Origin of the sequence: Hydrogenophaga sp. 2FB, assembly GCF_005503365.1 — a bacterium.
Taxonomy (GTDB): domain Bacteria; phylum Pseudomonadota; class Gammaproteobacteria; order Burkholderiales; family Burkholderiaceae_C; genus Hydrogenophaga.
Window position 1 is genome coordinate 18108 of the sequence record NZ_SCML01000010.1, and the last position, 15930, is coordinate 34037.

Sequence of the window (15930 nt, forward strand, 5' to 3'; positions counted from 1 at the left end):
CGCGAAGTCACCGCTGATACCGCACAAGGTCATCAAATCAAAATATGAACTTCCCAATTTGATGCATTTATGCATAATCTTGGCATGCACAACGGAATCTTCGAAGCAGATGTTGCTCTTGCCAAGAGCAAAATGGAAGTGCTGGGCATCTCACAGCAATCGCTTTCGAAAAAGCTGAAAACCAGTCAGTCTCAGGTGAGTCGAGTCCTCTCCGGTCGAACATCTGCCTCCTCAAAGCTGGCGAGAGACTTATGCTTTTATGTGAATCAGTCAGTGCAATTCCTCGATAAATCGAGCATTGCCGCTAACGACGATCTCATGAACGCTCTGGCTGAAACTTGGGATGGAACGCCAGCCCATGCACGAGCCTTGGCCGTCGTGATCAGAAGCCTCGGAATGCTTCATCCCCACCCCACACGAGGGGACGGCGCATGACGTACTGCGTGCCAGAGCCACTCGAGGATGAGCTGGCAGCGGGAATAGCCGGGCGGCTTGCACGACTCAATGGTCTGCCGTCGATCGCGATAGCCATCGATTGCATCTCTCGCGCAAGACGCCATCACGTCACCGAGAAGACCCCGAAACTTTGGCGATTGGCAGAACTGGTTGGAAAGGAGCGATTCGATTTCGCCAATAGGCACTCCATGTTGCCAGCGCTATTTCCAGTGTCGCGATATCTAGACACCGCCAACGAACAGAGTTGCACGCAAAGCGTCGCGATGCTCCGAGGCATGCAGATACCCCATAAGGTATTGCGATGGTGTCAAGCTTGTGTCCAGCGCGATCTGGACACGAGAGGGTTTGGCATCTGGAGGCGGAAGCACCAGCTGGCCGGTGTCGACGTCTGCTTGGAGCACGGGCTTGCGCTCGTAACAGCTGCGACACACGATGCATTTCGACCCCCTGGTCATGCTTCCACCGTATGCTCCCCTTATCCATGCTCGAGCGAGTTGCAGCGGGAATGCAGTGTGGACTCCATTGCCAGGTTCCAGAGCCTCATGAGCCTCTGGCTGACGCGCCGAACTCCGTTGCGGGTGGCAGCTTGGGCGTCTGCGGTTGGCGCGAGATGTCGGGACGTCAACGTCCGAGTCGGAAATCTGGGCTCACTGCCGACGGTCTCGGACCTCTTGAGAGATCAGATGCCTCTTTCCTGGTTGCACCGCCACATGCCGGACGTTGCGAATAAAAGTCCTAAGGACTTCATCGGGAGAGTGGATGGCGCATGCCACGCCCAACGCGTTCCGTTTCCCAGCCTGATCTGCACGGCGATTTTGGCGGTCCTTTTTAGCTCAGCTGAAGAGGCGTCCGAAGCACTGGATTCGGCAGATCGCCAGCTCGCTGGCGACGGTCCCCTCAAAGTAGCGACCCAACTGGCCCTCAAGGACTTTGCGCGTGGCTCGGGTCTAGTGGAAGCCGGCCAACGACACGGCGTGAGTCTGCTTGTGCTGGAGGCAGCACTTCGAGAAAAACTTCTCAAGAAACATGCCAAATTTAAGTGCATCCCACCGCCGGCGGAGGCAACTCCGATGCATGTCCAAGCGTAAGGCTCGTGGTCACGTCCAGTACGGCTCCTGAAAGTAATTCAGCTTGCAGAGCACCAGTTCACTCGGCGTCAGGCTCAGCCTGTTCTCGTCGATGTGTTTGTGGAAGGCACGATCCAGCCTCTCGGCTGTCTCAGGGTAACCGGTGGCACCACGACAAATCTCGTGTGGGATCGGTGTGAAGGATTCAAAGAGTACCGAATCAAAATGCTGCGCCAACGCCAGAGCGATACCCCGCTCTTGAAAATGATGTACGTGCACGATGAGGAAGTCGTAGATCCGCAAGTAAAAACGCTGGACGAGGTGGTGGATTCCTCTCCTGCTGGCAAGACGAGCGCAAAGCACCAGCACCGCAAGTGCTTCAAGTGATCCCAGCAGGGTCACACTGTGAAACTTCCGGACTAGGAGGGATGTGTTCCTGTAGCGTGGCTCTGTAGGGCTGAGCATCCACCTGAGCAATCTGTTGCCGTCGTCATTGGTCTGCCCGATCAATTTGAAGGCCAGCACACGGGCATTGCGGTCTGGGCGTAAGCACTCCCAAAAGTCTGAATTGAAAGCCCGGCTGGACCCCGGTGCTGCCCCCTCTGCCAGATCGACCACGCGTGAGCAGGGTTTATGCCGTCCGCTTTTGTAGTACCCCCATCGTCGCTGGACCTCCTTCCGCCTGCCTAGCGGCACAGGCTCTATGCGGCGCTGGAGCTCGGCGATCGTTGAGGTACGCGTTCGAGCTCTCAACTCGTTGAACCAGTAAATCGTCCGCAGGGCATTTGGACTCAACTGCTGTGCCGACGAGTGGTATGCAAGGGGGTGTGCGGGGAAAGTAGCTTTTCCCGAAAAAGGGTCTTCCGAATCAAGCACTTGCAGCGGCCCTTCCGAAAACTTCCTCCGAAATCGTCCCGGATATTCAGCGCGCGTATGTGTTCATAACATGGGCTCTCTCACGACAGGGCACGACATGAACACCACGGAGCAGGACGAGAACACACAAGCGGAATTCCTGGATGACCTGACCTCGCAGCTGATCGAGCGGCATGGAGCAGTGCTTGGCTCTCGGGCACTGGCCAGAGAGTTGGGATACCCATCAGCCTCCGCCTTTCAGCAAGCGTTGGTCAGGAACACGGTTCCATTCACGGTCTTCAAACTGCCAAATCGTCGAGGCCACTTCGCTTTGACGATCGAGGTCGCGCGCTGGCTTAGCAAAGTCCGCGATCAGGCCAACCCATCAACCTAGGAGGCACATACACCGCAGCGGATTCACAAAAAGCAAAACGCCACCGGGTACCAGCCGATGGCGTTTTAGTCCGAAGGAAAACCCTCGGGTGTCGCACACCTGTAATTTACGCTCGGGCCTGCGCCTGAGTCAAGGGTTTTCCTTTCCTGTTCACGTTAATGGCTGACCCCCGTCAGTCGGAAAGGAATGCCCATGGGCAAGACCATGCCATTCAGCCTCGGTCGGCTGAAGGAGATTGCACGCCGGCAGGACCCCCCGCGCTGGGGTCCGCACTACGAACCCGCGATTCGTGCAGTCCGGGAAGAGGCTCCGTCCGAAAGCAGGTTCTCGCAGGTGTGGTCCCGCCGACTGGAGCGGTATTGCCATGCGCTGTCCACCCCGGAACAGAGCGCTCTTCTGCTTGCTCTCCTGCACCCGAAGCTATTCGAGCTGCAGGAGCAGCGAATCCTTCACCCTAGCCCCAGGAGCCATCCCCTGGCGGGACACTCCAGTGCTGTGGGTATGGAACTGCCACCATTTTGCGGGACGGTACAGGTTTGCAAACGGCTGGACATGCTCGATCGTCATTCATGGGCGTGGATCGATTCGGACGATGGCCTGGAACGGCTACCGGTTCCGATCCCATTTATTGGCGACTTTCTGCTGTTTCTCCGGGATGAGCTGGGACCTTATTGCGTCAACTGGACGGTCAAAGCAACCGACGATGGCTTCATACGACGAATGTCGCGATCTGGGCCACCCAAGGATCCAGTGGCTGACGAGCGAGCCGAGCGATCACGCCACGCCATCGAAGAGCGGTACTACGCCGACGCAGGCATTTCCACCGTGAGAGTGACCCAGAGCAGCATGCCTCGCACGTTCGTCAGCAATCTGCTCAGCTTGCTTCTGATGCAGCACCGCCATGCGGAACTTCAACCGTCCGCATACTGGCAGCTGTGCGAGCAGCTCCAGGCAAGCACCACCACAGGTCAGCCGCCATTCGAGATTGTTTTGTCGATTGTTCACAGGCACAACCTGCCGATGGAAGAAGTCCGGTCGGCGTTTGCCACTGCGCTGCTGGTGGGGGATGTGCAAGCAGACCTGATGGATGGTCCAGTGCTGATCGACATACCGCTGCACCCCCGCAGGCGTGACCCATGGCAAGTGCTGGCTCCCTTGTTCCAGCGTCCCGCAGCGTGAGGAGCACACCATGCAAATGGGATCTCAGCTGCACGCGCCGAATGGCTTTGATGTTCTTTGCAAGGGCATCGTTTACCACCTGCTTCGAAACGACCCGAAAAAGCAGCGCGCCATTCTCGTGTCGTTCTGTCGCAAGGAGCCAAACAAGAAAAAGGCCTCAGGCAAACGAGGACGCAAGTCTGACAAGTCGCACGACCCTACACAAGATGGACCCCGTCTTGACAGCTTGGGCACATCGATCGAGGACTATTCGGCCGTTCTGTCGTTTCTCAGCAGCTTCCAGTTTGAACTTGGGCTCGGTGGCGGCGATATCTTGCTGTGCGAAGAGCAGCGCGAGTTGCCTCCGTGGTTTGGCACGCTGAAAATCGACGATCTCAGAGCGTGCGACCTGAGGCACCCGGATCGCAAGGTCAGCCATGAGGCGAGAACCAGCCGGCTGATGACGCACTTGGAGCCGCTGGTTCACAACCTTGACCAGGTGCTTTCGGCTCTGCTCCCCGACAAGCTGATCAATGCCCATGCCAGGGCCTGCCAACCCGTCCAGCACGAAGGTCGATTTCGAACAGCTTTTTATGCCTACCTTTGCTTTGGCTGCACAACTTGGGCGTTGCACTATTCATTTCAAAGCATCGGCCGCTGGGACAGGAAAAACTACCGGGGAAAACTGGGCCGTCCATCAGTACAGCAAGGTGCCCAGCATGGCCATGGATGTACCAGCCAGGAGATGCAGGATCGAATCATTGAAGGCTACCGGAAATTCAGTCGATCGGGTGTGCATCTCAACACCATCTACCGTCGCACAGTTGTACAAATTTTTGGTTGCGTGCCCCAAAAGGGTCCGTCGGGAAATATGAAGTTCATCCATCCAGCAGGACTTCCGTTCCCGAGCCAAGACCAGTTCAATTATCGAATCGGCCAAGCATTCCCGCTTAAGGAGAGGCAGACTCACAAGTATGGCCAGGCCCGTGTAAGGAACCACTTGACCCATTCGTTGGGGCGATTCACCGAATCGGTCAGCAGCCTGATGGAGCGGACGGAACAGGATGGCTATCAATGTAAAGAGGTATGCAAGGGCTACCTGCCCGGCAGTCATCTGCCGCCCCTGCTGACCGTGCGGATCCGATGCACGGCTTCCGGAATCATCGCAGGCGTGGGCTTCTCGGTAGGCGCCGAGAGAGCATCGGCCTACCGCATGGCGATGTTCTGTGCCGCGATCGACAAGGTCAAGTTCGCACAGCTCTTTGGCTTGGAATTGTCGCCGCAAGACTGGCCCAGTCGAGGGATTTCTCCTCACGTGATCAACGACCGCGGGCCTGGCAGCACTTCCAAGGCGGACGGGAAGGAGGAGGCTTTCCAATTCATCATCAAGGAAGGCGCTCCCAGCTATTCTGGGCAGTCCAAGGCCACGGTGGAGACACTGCACCCAAAGGCCGTCAAGAAAGAGGGAAGCCCCACCTACAAGGAAACCCAAAAGTCGATTCCCCAGCTTGCGCAGCAAGAGATCCTTCGCGCCGTCCGCGACAACAACGCAACCGATGTCACAAATCGGTTGAATCACCGCTCATTGATCGCCGGTGTGCAGCCCACTCCTGTGGCGATTTGGAACCACCTCGACAGCCTGGGCCGCAGCCACGCGGTGAACATGAGGTTTGAAGAGGCCGTCAGGGCCTACCTCACGCAGATCGAAGTAACGGTACAGGATGATGCAGTGTACTTTCGAGACGCCCGGTTCGCCTCAACAGCACTGACCGATTCGGGTGTGCTCCAAGCTGCGCACGACACCGGCCGGTTCAAACTTAAGGGCTACGCACTGGATGTGTGCGTGAGGCACATCTGGGTAGATCTCGGCCACCAGTTGATCGAAGTGGACGCTCAACTTTCGATCCGCGATGGCAATGGCCAGCTTTACATGTCGGTCGTCGAGTTGGAGCAAATCCAGCAGATTCGGCGGGATGGCAAACGGGAACACCAGCAACACCGACAGGCCGTCCATGCCGACTTCGAAATGCGACTCCAGAGCGTCACGGGTGAGAAATTCGACCAGTCGACCAACAAGCCTGGGCGCTCGAAGCGCGGAAAGAAGGTATCGATTGCGGATCGGCAGGCGACCGTGCCCCACATGCAGTTCACTGACGGACGCAAATGATGGACGCAGACCCGACCGGTGACTGGCTGTCGTGGTTCGAGGGGCTTGAGACTGATGAGTCGATTCGCACCTTGGCGTACGCGCCCTGCCGGGAAATCACTGGTCTTTCATCGATGCCATCTGAACAAGCTGGCAAAGCACTTGAGGACGCCTGGAAGGAGGTGTTCGTGCCAGGCAGGGACCATCTGGATTTGTTAAGGCGCCTCTTGCAGATTGCCAAGGCGTTCGCTCGAGACCAGTTCCCCACTCTCAATGCGTATAACCGGTTGCGAGGCGCCACACTGGCTGATGAAGGTCCGTCTGAGTCGCTGATCTGCCTGAGCGGACTCGCCGGAGTCAGCAAGTCATCGCTGATCAAGGCACTGCAGCGAGTGCTCCAGCCCGCGAACGGCACCAGGTACGCGGCGGCAGGTCAGGTGCTGTCCATACATCCCGTGACAGTGGCCACGATCAGCGGGAAACCCAGTGTCGCCAGCATCCTCAAATCACTTTCCAACCCAGTCATTGCATCCAGCAATTCGGTGTACTCCCTGCCGTTTCTCAAGACACACCTTCGCGATTGGTTTGGGGCTACTGCGACCTGCATGCTGGCGGTCGACGAGATGCAGTTTTTCACCCAGAGCAGCACTGCCAGCACACAAACGTCACAACTCATCATGACGTTTGCCAATTTGGGTGTGCCGATGGTGTACATCGCCAACTACTCGCTGGTGAACAAGCTGAAAAAGCGCGCGCATGAGGAGACAGATCGACTGCTCGCACGCCATATGGTTCTGAATCCACCGACGGCCGACGACCCTGTGTGGCGTGATGTCATCGACGAGTTGATGACGGTCTCGCCCTCAATATTCTTACTCGATTCGTCCCTGGATGGAGAGGAGCTCCATCGCTACACCGGTGGCCTGTATCGGTTGCTTCGGGAATTGCTTGCCGGAGCGTACCGAGACGTCCGCGACCAAGGTCGTTTCGAAGTCACGATGCAGGACGTGCGACGGGCCTACCGCGGCCGTAGCTTCAGCATCTACCGGCGAAATGTGGAGGCCTTGGCGTCGCTGGCGGTATCCCGCACGATGGAGGAAAGCCGTCCCGACTTGGTGTGTCCATTCGAGGATCTGAATCCTCCCGCATGGAGACGCCCTGCTCCTCCTCCACGAACTGCAGCGACTCAAGCATCACCCCAAGCCGTATCGACTCCCGAGGCGCTTATTCAAAGCACGCTGAGCGTCGCGGCCCGAGCGACGCTCAAACAGCTCCGGGATTCAGCCGTAGCTGCTGAAGACTCTGTCCCCGCCCCAACGCCGAAGGCAAAAAGGGCCCGAATCGTTCCTGTCACCGCTGAGGCATTGCTGCGAGGAGATCAGCTCCTCCGGAGCACCTCACCGAAAGCACGCCGGCCAGTCCCTCAAGGCCCCGCAGAAGGTGCGTCCCATGAACAACCAGACTGAAATCCCAGGGTTCACTTTGCGCCTACGTCCGTTTCGGGACGAAACCCTTTTCAGCTGGTGCAGCAGGTACCACCGGATATCTGCCAATGGACGCGACGCAGCAACCTGTATGCAGCTCTTCGGAGACCGGAGGATCGGCACCGCACACGATCTCCCCGCCAGACTGGACGCTTTGGTCACCCGAAGCGGTGGCGCAATAGGAGATGCCGTCTCGATCATTCAACAACGCACCTTGCTCCCGTTTTATCTGCCATTCCGCTCGCCGAGGCTTGCAGCCCTCGCCCACGAGGCCATGCGAGGGCCAAGCATCGGCAGCCTGAAATACCAGCTGGGACTGCTCACCAGCGGGCTCGGGGCAGCCCACCCGCTGAAGTCTTGTCCACGCTGCATAGCCGTTGATCAGGAGCGACATGGCTGGGCCTATTGGCACAGGGATCACCAGCTGCCAGGAACTTGGATCTGCACCAGTCACCAAGTGCACTTGAGAATTTCTCCATGCAAGTTGGATCAACGAGCGCGGTTCGCTTGGGTACTGCCGAGTCCTACCGCGGAATCAAATTCGACAGCAATTTCACTAAACGTCAACGACCTGGAGTCGACACGGTGGCTGATCAAGCTGGCCGCGATGGGCGCAGAGCTGGTTCAGTTCGAACGCGGCACGCTCAATGATCCTGTGAGGCTCGGCCTCGCTCTACGGCGTAGGCTGATCGATCTGAACTTGGCCAGCCCGTCTGGACGGATTCGCTGGCGGGACATCGAACCCTCGCTTGATCTGCTTTCTAAACGGCAGTTGACGCTACCCGAGATGCAGCACCTGGCAGACAAGGAGCTTCTCAAGGGGCAGTTGCTGCGGGCACTTTCAGGACGTTCGGTGACGCACCCACTGCGCTGGCTACTCTGGTGTTCGGTATGGTTCAAAGACCTTCAGGCACTAAAGGTTTCGTACGACGAATCAGCACCGACCGAAGAGGTGCAATCTGCTCCAGTCACCACTCCCACCACCATCACACATGGCCCCAATGCTTGGCAGGCAACGGTTCTTTCTGAGGCATGCGCCGGAGTAATCAGTATGTCCCGCGCAGCACAACAAGCCGGCGTCACATACAGCACGTTCACAGCGTGGGCGAGTGCGCAAGGAACTGAGGCCCCTCACCGCCCCCAAAAGCTCACCCCCGAGAGACGCGAAGCAATCGTCACACGTCTCCAACTGGGTCACGAAAAATGCCAGTTGGCCACAGGGCTGGGGTTGTCGATCGAGACGATCACCCGTGTCCTCCGAACCACCCCAGGTCTGCAAGAACAGTGGCACCATTCCCGCTTTGACCTCCGACGTGCTGCGGCGCGGTCAGACTGGCTTGGGCTGCGCCAAGGTGAAGATGGCTTAACTGCTAAAGCAGCACGAAGAGTGGCGCCTGCAACTTACGCTTGGCTGTATCGAAATGATCGGCAGTGGCTGGAGGATTCAGGTCAAGCATGCAACGTAGCGAGTCGTGGGAACCACGCAACGCAGAGGCTGACAAATGCACAGCATCGGCGATCAAGGGCAGTCGAGCAACTTCGCGATAGGCTTGAGGGGTTGTCTGGCAGACAGGCTCACGGAACTTGAGACGCGAAACTTACGGCTGTGCTGCTCTACAGATCTCAGCACCCGCTTGGCAGCGCGGCTGTGTGAAAACGCCTGTCGCTAGAAGCAGCGCTGAAAGTCCACCTCTCAGATCGCGTCAGGATCGACGATCGATGCCTCGGGAATGGTTTCGGCACTTCTGAAAACACCTGTGCTCGCGCGTTTTCACACAGCCTCCAGCGATTGCTGTCAGTGGCCGCTAGGTTGGCATACTCACGCTGACTGTCACCAACAGTCGTTGGGCTAGGCGACCGGCGTAGGCCCGAAGGTGGCTTCACGACGTGCTGCGGCCGCACGACTCCTGCTCGCTGGGTCCACGACACGTTGACGACCACTTCTCTCGAGTTTGCGGGATAGACCCGAAACGGACGTGCCCCCAAGGCATCCGAGCAATTATCCGGTCGCGCTAAAGCAGAACATCGGCACTGTCGCGCAACGCTGTCTTGGGGCCAAAAAAACCGTCGTTCCCGATCTCTCAGGTCGGTATGGCTCCGCATAATCTAGAGCTGGTCCAAAATTGCCCTCGTGTCGGCTAGGTACGAAACAATGGCTTCTCCCGATTCCTGCAACGTACTGTCGTCTGAAACGGAACCCAGTTCAGCGACGACCTTGCGCGTGAGCTCACACAAGGGTAGCTGCGCGAGGCTGTCGCGTGCGTCCAGAAGATTCATCTGTACCTCGACATCCGCCTTCAATTCCGGCTGGCCCAAGTCGAGAGCTCTCCTGCGAGCAACTGGCCACAGATTCCGAAGTTCATGGACGGTCTTCGTCATGAGAGAGATGTCGCCCTGCGAAGCATGAATCAGGCACAGAAACATCGCGAAGTTCAGCGAGATGATCGCCTCGCGCGATGTTCCCATCGTGAGATCGACTGGATCGATCCACGTCAGCAATGCCTTGTGAACTCTAGCGGGCGAAGACAGCCGCTTGCCGAACAGGTCGCGCATTGTCAATTGCCCAGACGCGATAGCGTTTTCGGTTAACGTCAGTTGCAAACACGCACGATCTACGTTTACCTTCGCCTCTTCGAAGCGAGACATCAGACTGTCGGCACGATGCTTGTCGTAGACGGTCTTAACCTCGCAGATCAGCAGCTCGTGAGACACGGTGTCGTACAGCGCAAGATCGACGTCCCCGCCGGGGAAATTGCGACGCACGGCAACCTCTAGCCTTTTCACGGGCACCAGCATCGATGCAAGCGTGTCAGACGCGCGGGCGAGTGTCGAGCCGAGGGTGTTGCTCCAAGCGCTCACGTGTCGCCGTATCGCGATCGTCAGAAGGCTTGCAATCGGGTCGTGCGCCAGTAGGAAACAAGGATTCCTCAGCAGCTTGCCGTGGAGGCGGTAGAACGGCGGATGCATTAGCGATGTCGACGCCTCGGTCGGAGTCATGCTAAATGCGTGCAAAGCGACAAGCAACTTGGCTTCGGGAATGGCTGCGTACTGCGGGAATGCCTCGACGTGGATTTTCCAGAGCGTCGTGAGGAGTGCATCGTCGTACCAAAACGAATGTTTCACGACTCCTTCGGCAAAGTTCAAGAACACCACAAAACCCGCCAAGGCAGCAAGTTCGAAGTCGGTCGCCCCCATGGCCGCTTCAAACTGGGACCATCCGGCGGGATCGGTGTGCGTCAAGAAGTAAAGCAGCTCCGGACTGGCCGCCATCGCGTGGTAGAGCTCATCGGGCGAAAGGCCGTCACGGGGCCCGCTCGTGACGAACTGAAGCAATGCCGTCTTCGCCCGGGCGTCGAGCAGCGTGAGCGCCGATAGACGTCGACGCCGAGTCAATCGCTGATGAGTGACATCGGCCTGCGGGTTATACCAGCAGCGCCAGATCCCCTCCTGCAAACGTGCATGCTGCTCACGATTCAGTTCGGCCATCAGTTGTCGGTTGAATTCGGAACGAACCCACGGATCGGGCCGACGCGGCCTCGAGAAGTCTGGCGTGTAGCCCGACAGCTCGCAAGCCACCAGGCAACTGGTGAGCGCCAATCCGGTGACAGGGACGGTGAAGTCGACGTAGGCGGCGCCGCCTTTGTCAATGTGTCCAACAGCGTGCGCCGTCATCCATACGAACATTTCAGCCGCCTGCGGGTGCAATTCGGGCGGAGCTGTCGAAGGGACGCGTTTCATATCCCTGTCCGGGAGATCCGCATAGCCAGCCAGGATCTGGTCGCTTATGTCGATGTCCACCTGCACCTTCCCTTTACTATCGCTTTGTGCGCAGGATGAACAGGGGTACTAGATCATCTGTGAATTCGTCGCGACAGACATCTTCGCCGCGTCCTAGAGCGCACTTGCTCACGCCCTGGTCATCAATATTTTTTCACCAGGACCCGCGCCGCCTGGGAACTGCCAACCCATCACCGTGACAGAGTTAATGACGGCGCTGATGAGGTCGACGAGATTTGCCTGCAACTTGCGTAGCCAGTCGACATCGACTTGCGAATCGAACCTCTCGACCTTCTTGTTGAAAAAGTAGAGTTGCGATCTGCCATCGGAGTCTGGCTGCCGCCATGACCCATGACAGAGCGCGTTGCGAATCGTGGCGACCTTCTTGATGTCTTCCACCAGCTCGTCCAAGTTCGCAAAGTCCGAGTCCTGGTGCTGCCGAACGACATTCGCGTACACATCGACCAGCGGAATGAGCGTATCCGTCAAGGCATGCTGAAGTTGATCATTCCACTTGGCAAGGACACCGTCGATGTCGTCTTCGCTGTACTCGGTCGTCGCCGTGAACGCAAAGATAGCCTTGCCGAGGGTCTCTTCCAGAAAACCGAACGCGGCGATCGTGCGACCGAGCTGCTCCCAGAACTCAGGAGGGTGGCCTTGAGTTGGGAACGTCGCGGGCAGCGCTGCCCGGTTGATGGTCGCTTGTTTTCGCTCGGCCGGCGGGGGCGCCTCAGCCTCCGGCGCGAACACCTCGACCGGAGGCGGCGTACGGGCGAAGAAGTCGGGCTGAGCGTCGCGTGCTGACACGTACGGGTCGTCCAGATTGTTGACGGCTTCGGTCACCTGAGCGCTGCGGAGCCCGTTCAGCGCCTCAAGGTAGCTCTCCTTCCGACGCAGAACCTCTGGCGACAGGAGATCGCGTTCATGCAGTGCAACGTAGAGGGCGGCGGAATACGCCTGACAGTTGAGTGACCTCTCCGGGTTGAACGCGATGTCAGAGAAGGCGCGGTGCTGAAGGACGTACTCGGCTAGTTCAGGCTCGTTGTGCAGCGCATTGATGTATAGCCAGTCGTAGAAGGCCGTCTTTGGCTCAAGCCCCCACTCCGCATCGAACAACTGAAACTTCACCAGATCGCCGCTCGTCTTTAGGCGAGGGTCAAGCTTCGCCTCGCGTGAGGTCTTTTCGCGCAGATCCTTGTAGGGCCCACCGCGCTCAAAAACCTTTGCCGACTGGTAGGCGCACTCGACGCTGAACGTCTGGCTGTACTTCCTCGTCTTGATCATCAAGTTGAACGCACTCAACCTGACACCCTTCGGGTCCTTCGACTTGGATGAGATCTCCAGGACCTTGTCGACCTTCATCCGCTGCTTCGCGGCCTCGTGTAACGAGTCGATGCTCTTCTGGGCCTGTTTGACCGACATGCCGGCGGACCACGAGAAGGAGATGTCCCAGGTCCGAACGAGTGTCGGACCTGTCAGGCCGGGAGCGAAGACGGGACGTTCAGCCATTACTTCCAGTGGTTCCAGTCGTCGCGATACTTGAAGTATTGGGAACCATGTGTGACGTGTTTTCCAGGATAGGTCTCTTTGTATCTTCTGTAGAGATCAACATCGAGCAGATGAACATCGGTGACGTACGTCGGTTCGATATTATCGATGCAGAGAACTTCGGCCTGGGGGTTCGTCGTCTGGTGGGCCGGGATGTTCAGGTCAACCCGCTTCTTCAACCCGTAGTCGTCGAAGAGTTCTACAAACTTGCCGACGCCTTGTCGTGCCAGGAAGGTAAGACTACTCATGCTGTTGTCGGCCGCGTTTGTCGAGTTGAAGCAAACGCGCTTCTCCCAAAGCAACGAATGCTTGAGCTGCAGGAGCGCCCAGTGCTTGGACGTATCGCGTTGGCGAAAGCTCCAGAACAGGCTCCAGTTTGGCCATTCGATGGACAGGCAGATCGCATCCTGTCCGTCGTAGCGGGCTGCGTCGTTAGCTTTGTAGGCAACGGAGCGCACTGCGCACGTCCTGGGTGTGAGAAGCCCATGCTTCAGTATGCTGTCGAGGTGCTCGACAGGGGTGAAGTGGAACAGTCTGTCGATGTTCCGAGTCGCGCATTCTTGTTCGATCGTCGCCATGTTCCCTCCCTAACGGGATAGCTTCAACATTGCCGCACCGAGGGTACCCTAGAACGGGGTGTCGTCGTCGAACGGGTTCAGCGCCTTGGGCACCGCGCCGGCGGGCAGCGGCAAGGTGCTCACCACGTAGAGATTAAGGATGTCCTCCCGGTCCATGAACAGGATCTGGCTCCGCTTCGACGCATCGAGCTTCCCACCCAGCCAGTTCCTTGCCGCCTTGGTGATCTCGCCACCGGCCACAATCAATGCGTGGTCGACGAGCACCTTCTTGCTGGTCTCGGCGTCGAAAATTTCATGGCCCAGCATCATCAACACTTGGTTATAGATCTCGGCTACGTTTGCGTTCGATCCGTGTGTCACCCCCGACGAGTCCAGCTTGCCCTTTTTCGCCTGCAGCCCGAAGTACAGGACATGCTGAGTCGGTAGGACGAACCGCATCCACACGTCCTTGCCATACTCCAGTGCTTTGTCCTTGTGGCCCGCCGACGTGATGCGGTGATAGCCGAGTTGCCGGAATAGCGGCAGCAGCACCTGGTTGATGAGATCGTCCTCCAAGCAGGAATCCAGATACATACTGAGTTGCTCTCGGCGTTTGATCTCGTTTGATGTAAACGGCCGATGGGGGTTCGTCGTAAGGGACGAGATGGTCTTCGTCCCGATGTGCCGAACGTACAACTGATTGTCGTCGCCATAGAAGGCCTCAAATCCTTCTCGACTCAGCGGCTGGTTGAGCAGCCCAATTGACTTGACCCGACCTGGATCATCGTCCTCCGCATCAGCCTTTTGCATCAAGACCCGAAGCACGTTCATGAACCGCTCGGGCAGCGTGTTGGGAGCTGGTTGCGCATCCTCCAGAAGCTCAGCTAGCCGATCCGATGTCCAAGCCCAGCGTGTCGAACCGTCATGTTCAAAGTCGAGATCGCACTCCTCGAAGAACTGAGTGATTCGCGAGCTTGATCTGTACGAGAAGTAGTTCGCATCGCCGATAACGCATTCGGCCAGCGCTCGGAGATTGCGATTCTTAAACTTCATGACACGTGCTCCCACTGGATTTCGGCTGTGACCTAAAGCGATGCTTGGCAGATCGACTGTTTGCAGCGCTTCAGTTTCATCGACCTGCAGAATGCGCCAACACGAGATTGGCGCATACAGCCCGTGTTCTTGCCCGATCTGCTGGCGTCGAGAATCAGAACGAAGGCAAGTTGGTCGTCATGTCTTCGTCTGGTGCATCTGGATGCTCCACTCCAGGTGCTTCGAGTATCAACAGCGAAATAGACATGTCATACCGGTCAGAGAGCACGACCATCTCGCGCACAGGCAACCTGATGGGCCAGACGCCTTCAGGGTGCTCCACGCCCGATCGATAGTCCGCAGTTGAAAGCGCTTGGTCCGGGCTCACAGCGATCGAGCCCGAAGGTAGTTCCATACCCTCCTGCAGCGTTCCAAACGTGTATTTCTTCGCACTGCTACTGGCCTTCCACCAGTGCAGCATTCCTTCCCGTCCCATGACTGCAACGGCGGCCTGATCAGTGAACTCCAACCACTTGAGAATCGCTGCCGTGAGAGAGACGCCGTAACGGTTTGCGCACTCGCCCAGCAGATCCAGGGTGATCCGACGCCCACGCACCTGCTGGGTGTAGTCGTCGATAGGCATAAGCAGGTACGACGCGAACTGGTCTGCCTCGCGCTCGATCCTGGCACCAGTGATGCCCAGTGTCGCGCTCTGAGAGCATTGAAACGCATCCTGCAATTTGCGGTGCAGGACGTAGTGCCCGAACTCGTGCGCAACAGTGAAGTTGGATCGCCCTGGCAGATCGGGGTGCGGGTGGTACAGCAGCGCCCAGACCTTTCTCTCCTTCAGCCAGAACAACCCCCCTTCGAAACCTTTCAGCTCTTGGGCATGCAACTCGCCAATGGGGGCCTCGGGCACCACGTTTCTGGACCATTCCTGCGCCAGCGCTCCCGCGTTGAGTGGAAACGTGAGGCCATGGACGGCGCGCCATAGCTGCGCCATCTTGATTGCTTCGCGTACTGGAGAAAGCGCCTCGATCAAGGGCCCGCCTTCTTATCGAGGACGCTGAGGATCTCCTGCAACTGCTGCTTTACTCCGTTGTCCAGAGACTGGTACTTGCGGAAGAAGGCTTCGTCGGCCACGTCGATCGAGGGCTCGGCGACGTCGTCATTCATCAGGAATTCGGGCGTCACGCCTAGGACCTTCGCCACCTCATTGATCCGATCTGCGGACGGGCGGGCCTTTTCCTTGTTTTCCAATTCCCATACGGACGACTTTGACGCACCGATCTGTTCGGCGAACTGTTCCAACGTCAATCCTGCTTTCTTCCGCAGTGCGCGGACCTTCTCACCCAGTGTTGGCATGCTTGTTCGGATTTCCAATAAAAAAAATACTTGACTTCAGGAGTTCTGAAGTCCACAATTTTTATTGTGATAGTTCCGAACTTTTTGCGCA

14 protein-coding genes and 1 pseudogene are annotated in these 15930 nt (G+C 57.8%); 8 read left to right on the forward strand and 7 right to left on the reverse strand.

The annotated features are described in order from the left end of the window. Nucleotides 1-84 precede the first annotated feature (84 nt). From FFS09_RS08060 to FFS09_RS31050, 3 genes and pseudogenes are all read left to right on the forward strand, one after another. Nucleotides 85-435, forward strand: a complete 351-nt coding sequence (locus FFS09_RS08060) for a helix-turn-helix domain-containing protein (protein WP_171019919.1) — start codon at nt 85-87, stop codon at nt 433-435. Beyond that, nucleotides 432-857 (forward strand): annotated as a pseudogene (locus tag FFS09_RS31520) (TniQ family protein); the annotation flags it as partial. The gene FFS09_RS08060 and the pseudogene FFS09_RS31520, both read left to right, overlap by 4 nt. Nucleotides 858-1166: 309 nt before the next feature. Next, complete coding sequence (locus tag FFS09_RS31050) at nt 1167-1544, forward strand: hypothetical protein (protein WP_252374282.1); 378 nt, start codon at nt 1167-1169, stop codon at nt 1542-1544. Between the two features lie 9 nt (nt 1545-1553). Here the strand turns inward: FFS09_RS31050 and FFS09_RS08070 are convergent, their stop codons facing one another. Next, complete coding sequence (locus tag FFS09_RS08070) at nt 1554-1925, reverse strand: hypothetical protein (RefSeq protein ID WP_137918360.1); 372 nt, start codon at nt 1923-1925, stop codon at nt 1554-1556. A gap of 571 nt (nt 1926-2496) precedes the next feature. Here FFS09_RS08070 and FFS09_RS08075 point away from each other — a divergent pair. The 5 genes from FFS09_RS08075 to FFS09_RS31525 all read left to right on the forward strand — a co-directional run bounded on the left by FFS09_RS08075 (nt 2497) and on the right by FFS09_RS31525 (nt 9148). Then, nucleotides 2497-2772, forward strand: coding sequence for a hypothetical protein (locus FFS09_RS08075; RefSeq protein WP_212745071.1), 276 nt, complete (start codon nt 2497-2499; stop codon nt 2770-2772). Between the two features lie 192 nt (nt 2773-2964). Beyond that, nucleotides 2965-3951 carry a PDDEXK family nuclease gene (locus FFS09_RS08080; RefSeq protein WP_137918361.1) on the forward strand — a complete coding sequence of 329 codons (987 nt, stop codon included), beginning with the start codon at nt 2965-2967 and terminating at the stop codon, nt 3949-3951. A 10-nt stretch (nt 3952-3961) separates the two neighbouring features. Continuing rightward, the gene (locus FFS09_RS08085; RefSeq protein ID WP_137918362.1) at nt 3962-6097 is read left to right on the forward strand and encodes a TnsB C-terminal domain-containing protein; all 2136 of its coding nucleotides are present in this window, start codon (nt 3962-3964) and stop codon (nt 6095-6097) included. After that, nucleotides 6094-7542 (forward strand): hypothetical protein, encoded by a 1449-nt coding sequence (locus FFS09_RS08090; RefSeq protein ID WP_137918363.1) that lies wholly within the window; start codon nt 6094-6096, stop codon nt 7540-7542. The genes FFS09_RS08085 and FFS09_RS08090 overlap by 4 nt, the downstream gene beginning before the upstream one ends. Next, a complete protein-coding gene (locus FFS09_RS31525) occupies nt 7526-9148 on the forward strand; it encodes a TnsD family Tn7-like transposition protein (protein ID WP_137918364.1) in 1623 nt (540 codons plus the stop codon). The genes FFS09_RS08090 and FFS09_RS31525 overlap by 17 nt, the downstream gene beginning before the upstream one ends. A gap of 518 nt (nt 9149-9666) precedes the next feature. Here the strand turns inward: FFS09_RS31525 and FFS09_RS08100 are convergent. The 6 genes from FFS09_RS08100 to FFS09_RS08130 form a co-directional block, all read right to left on the reverse strand. Then, entirely contained in the window at nt 9667-11358 is a 1692-nt protein-coding gene (locus FFS09_RS08100; RefSeq protein ID WP_137918365.1) for a hypothetical protein, read from the reverse strand. A 108-nt stretch (nt 11359-11466) separates the two neighbouring features. After that, entirely contained in the window at nt 11467-12846 is a 1380-nt protein-coding gene (locus FFS09_RS30870; protein WP_212745072.1) for a DarT1-associated NADAR antitoxin family protein, read from the reverse strand. Next, nucleotides 12846-13463 (reverse strand): DarT ssDNA thymidine ADP-ribosyltransferase family protein, encoded by a 618-nt coding sequence (locus FFS09_RS08115; RefSeq protein ID WP_137918366.1) that lies wholly within the window; start codon nt 13461-13463, stop codon nt 12846-12848. The genes FFS09_RS30870 and FFS09_RS08115 overlap by 1 nt, the downstream gene beginning before the upstream one ends. A gap of 48 nt (nt 13464-13511) precedes the next feature. Beyond that, a complete protein-coding gene (locus tag FFS09_RS08120; protein ID WP_137918367.1) occupies nt 13512-14495 on the reverse strand; it encodes a hypothetical protein in 984 nt (327 codons plus the stop codon). A 154-nt stretch (nt 14496-14649) separates the two neighbouring features. Continuing rightward, nucleotides 14650-15516 (reverse strand): ImmA/IrrE family metallo-endopeptidase, encoded by an 867-nt coding sequence (locus FFS09_RS08125; protein WP_252374283.1) that lies wholly within the window; start codon nt 15514-15516, stop codon nt 14650-14652. Further along, complete coding sequence (locus FFS09_RS08130) at nt 15513-15839, reverse strand: helix-turn-helix domain-containing protein (protein WP_137918368.1); 327 nt, start codon at nt 15837-15839, stop codon at nt 15513-15515. Before FFS09_RS08130 ends, FFS09_RS08125 begins: the two co-directional genes overlap by 4 nt. Nucleotides 15840-15930 lie beyond the last annotated feature (91 nt).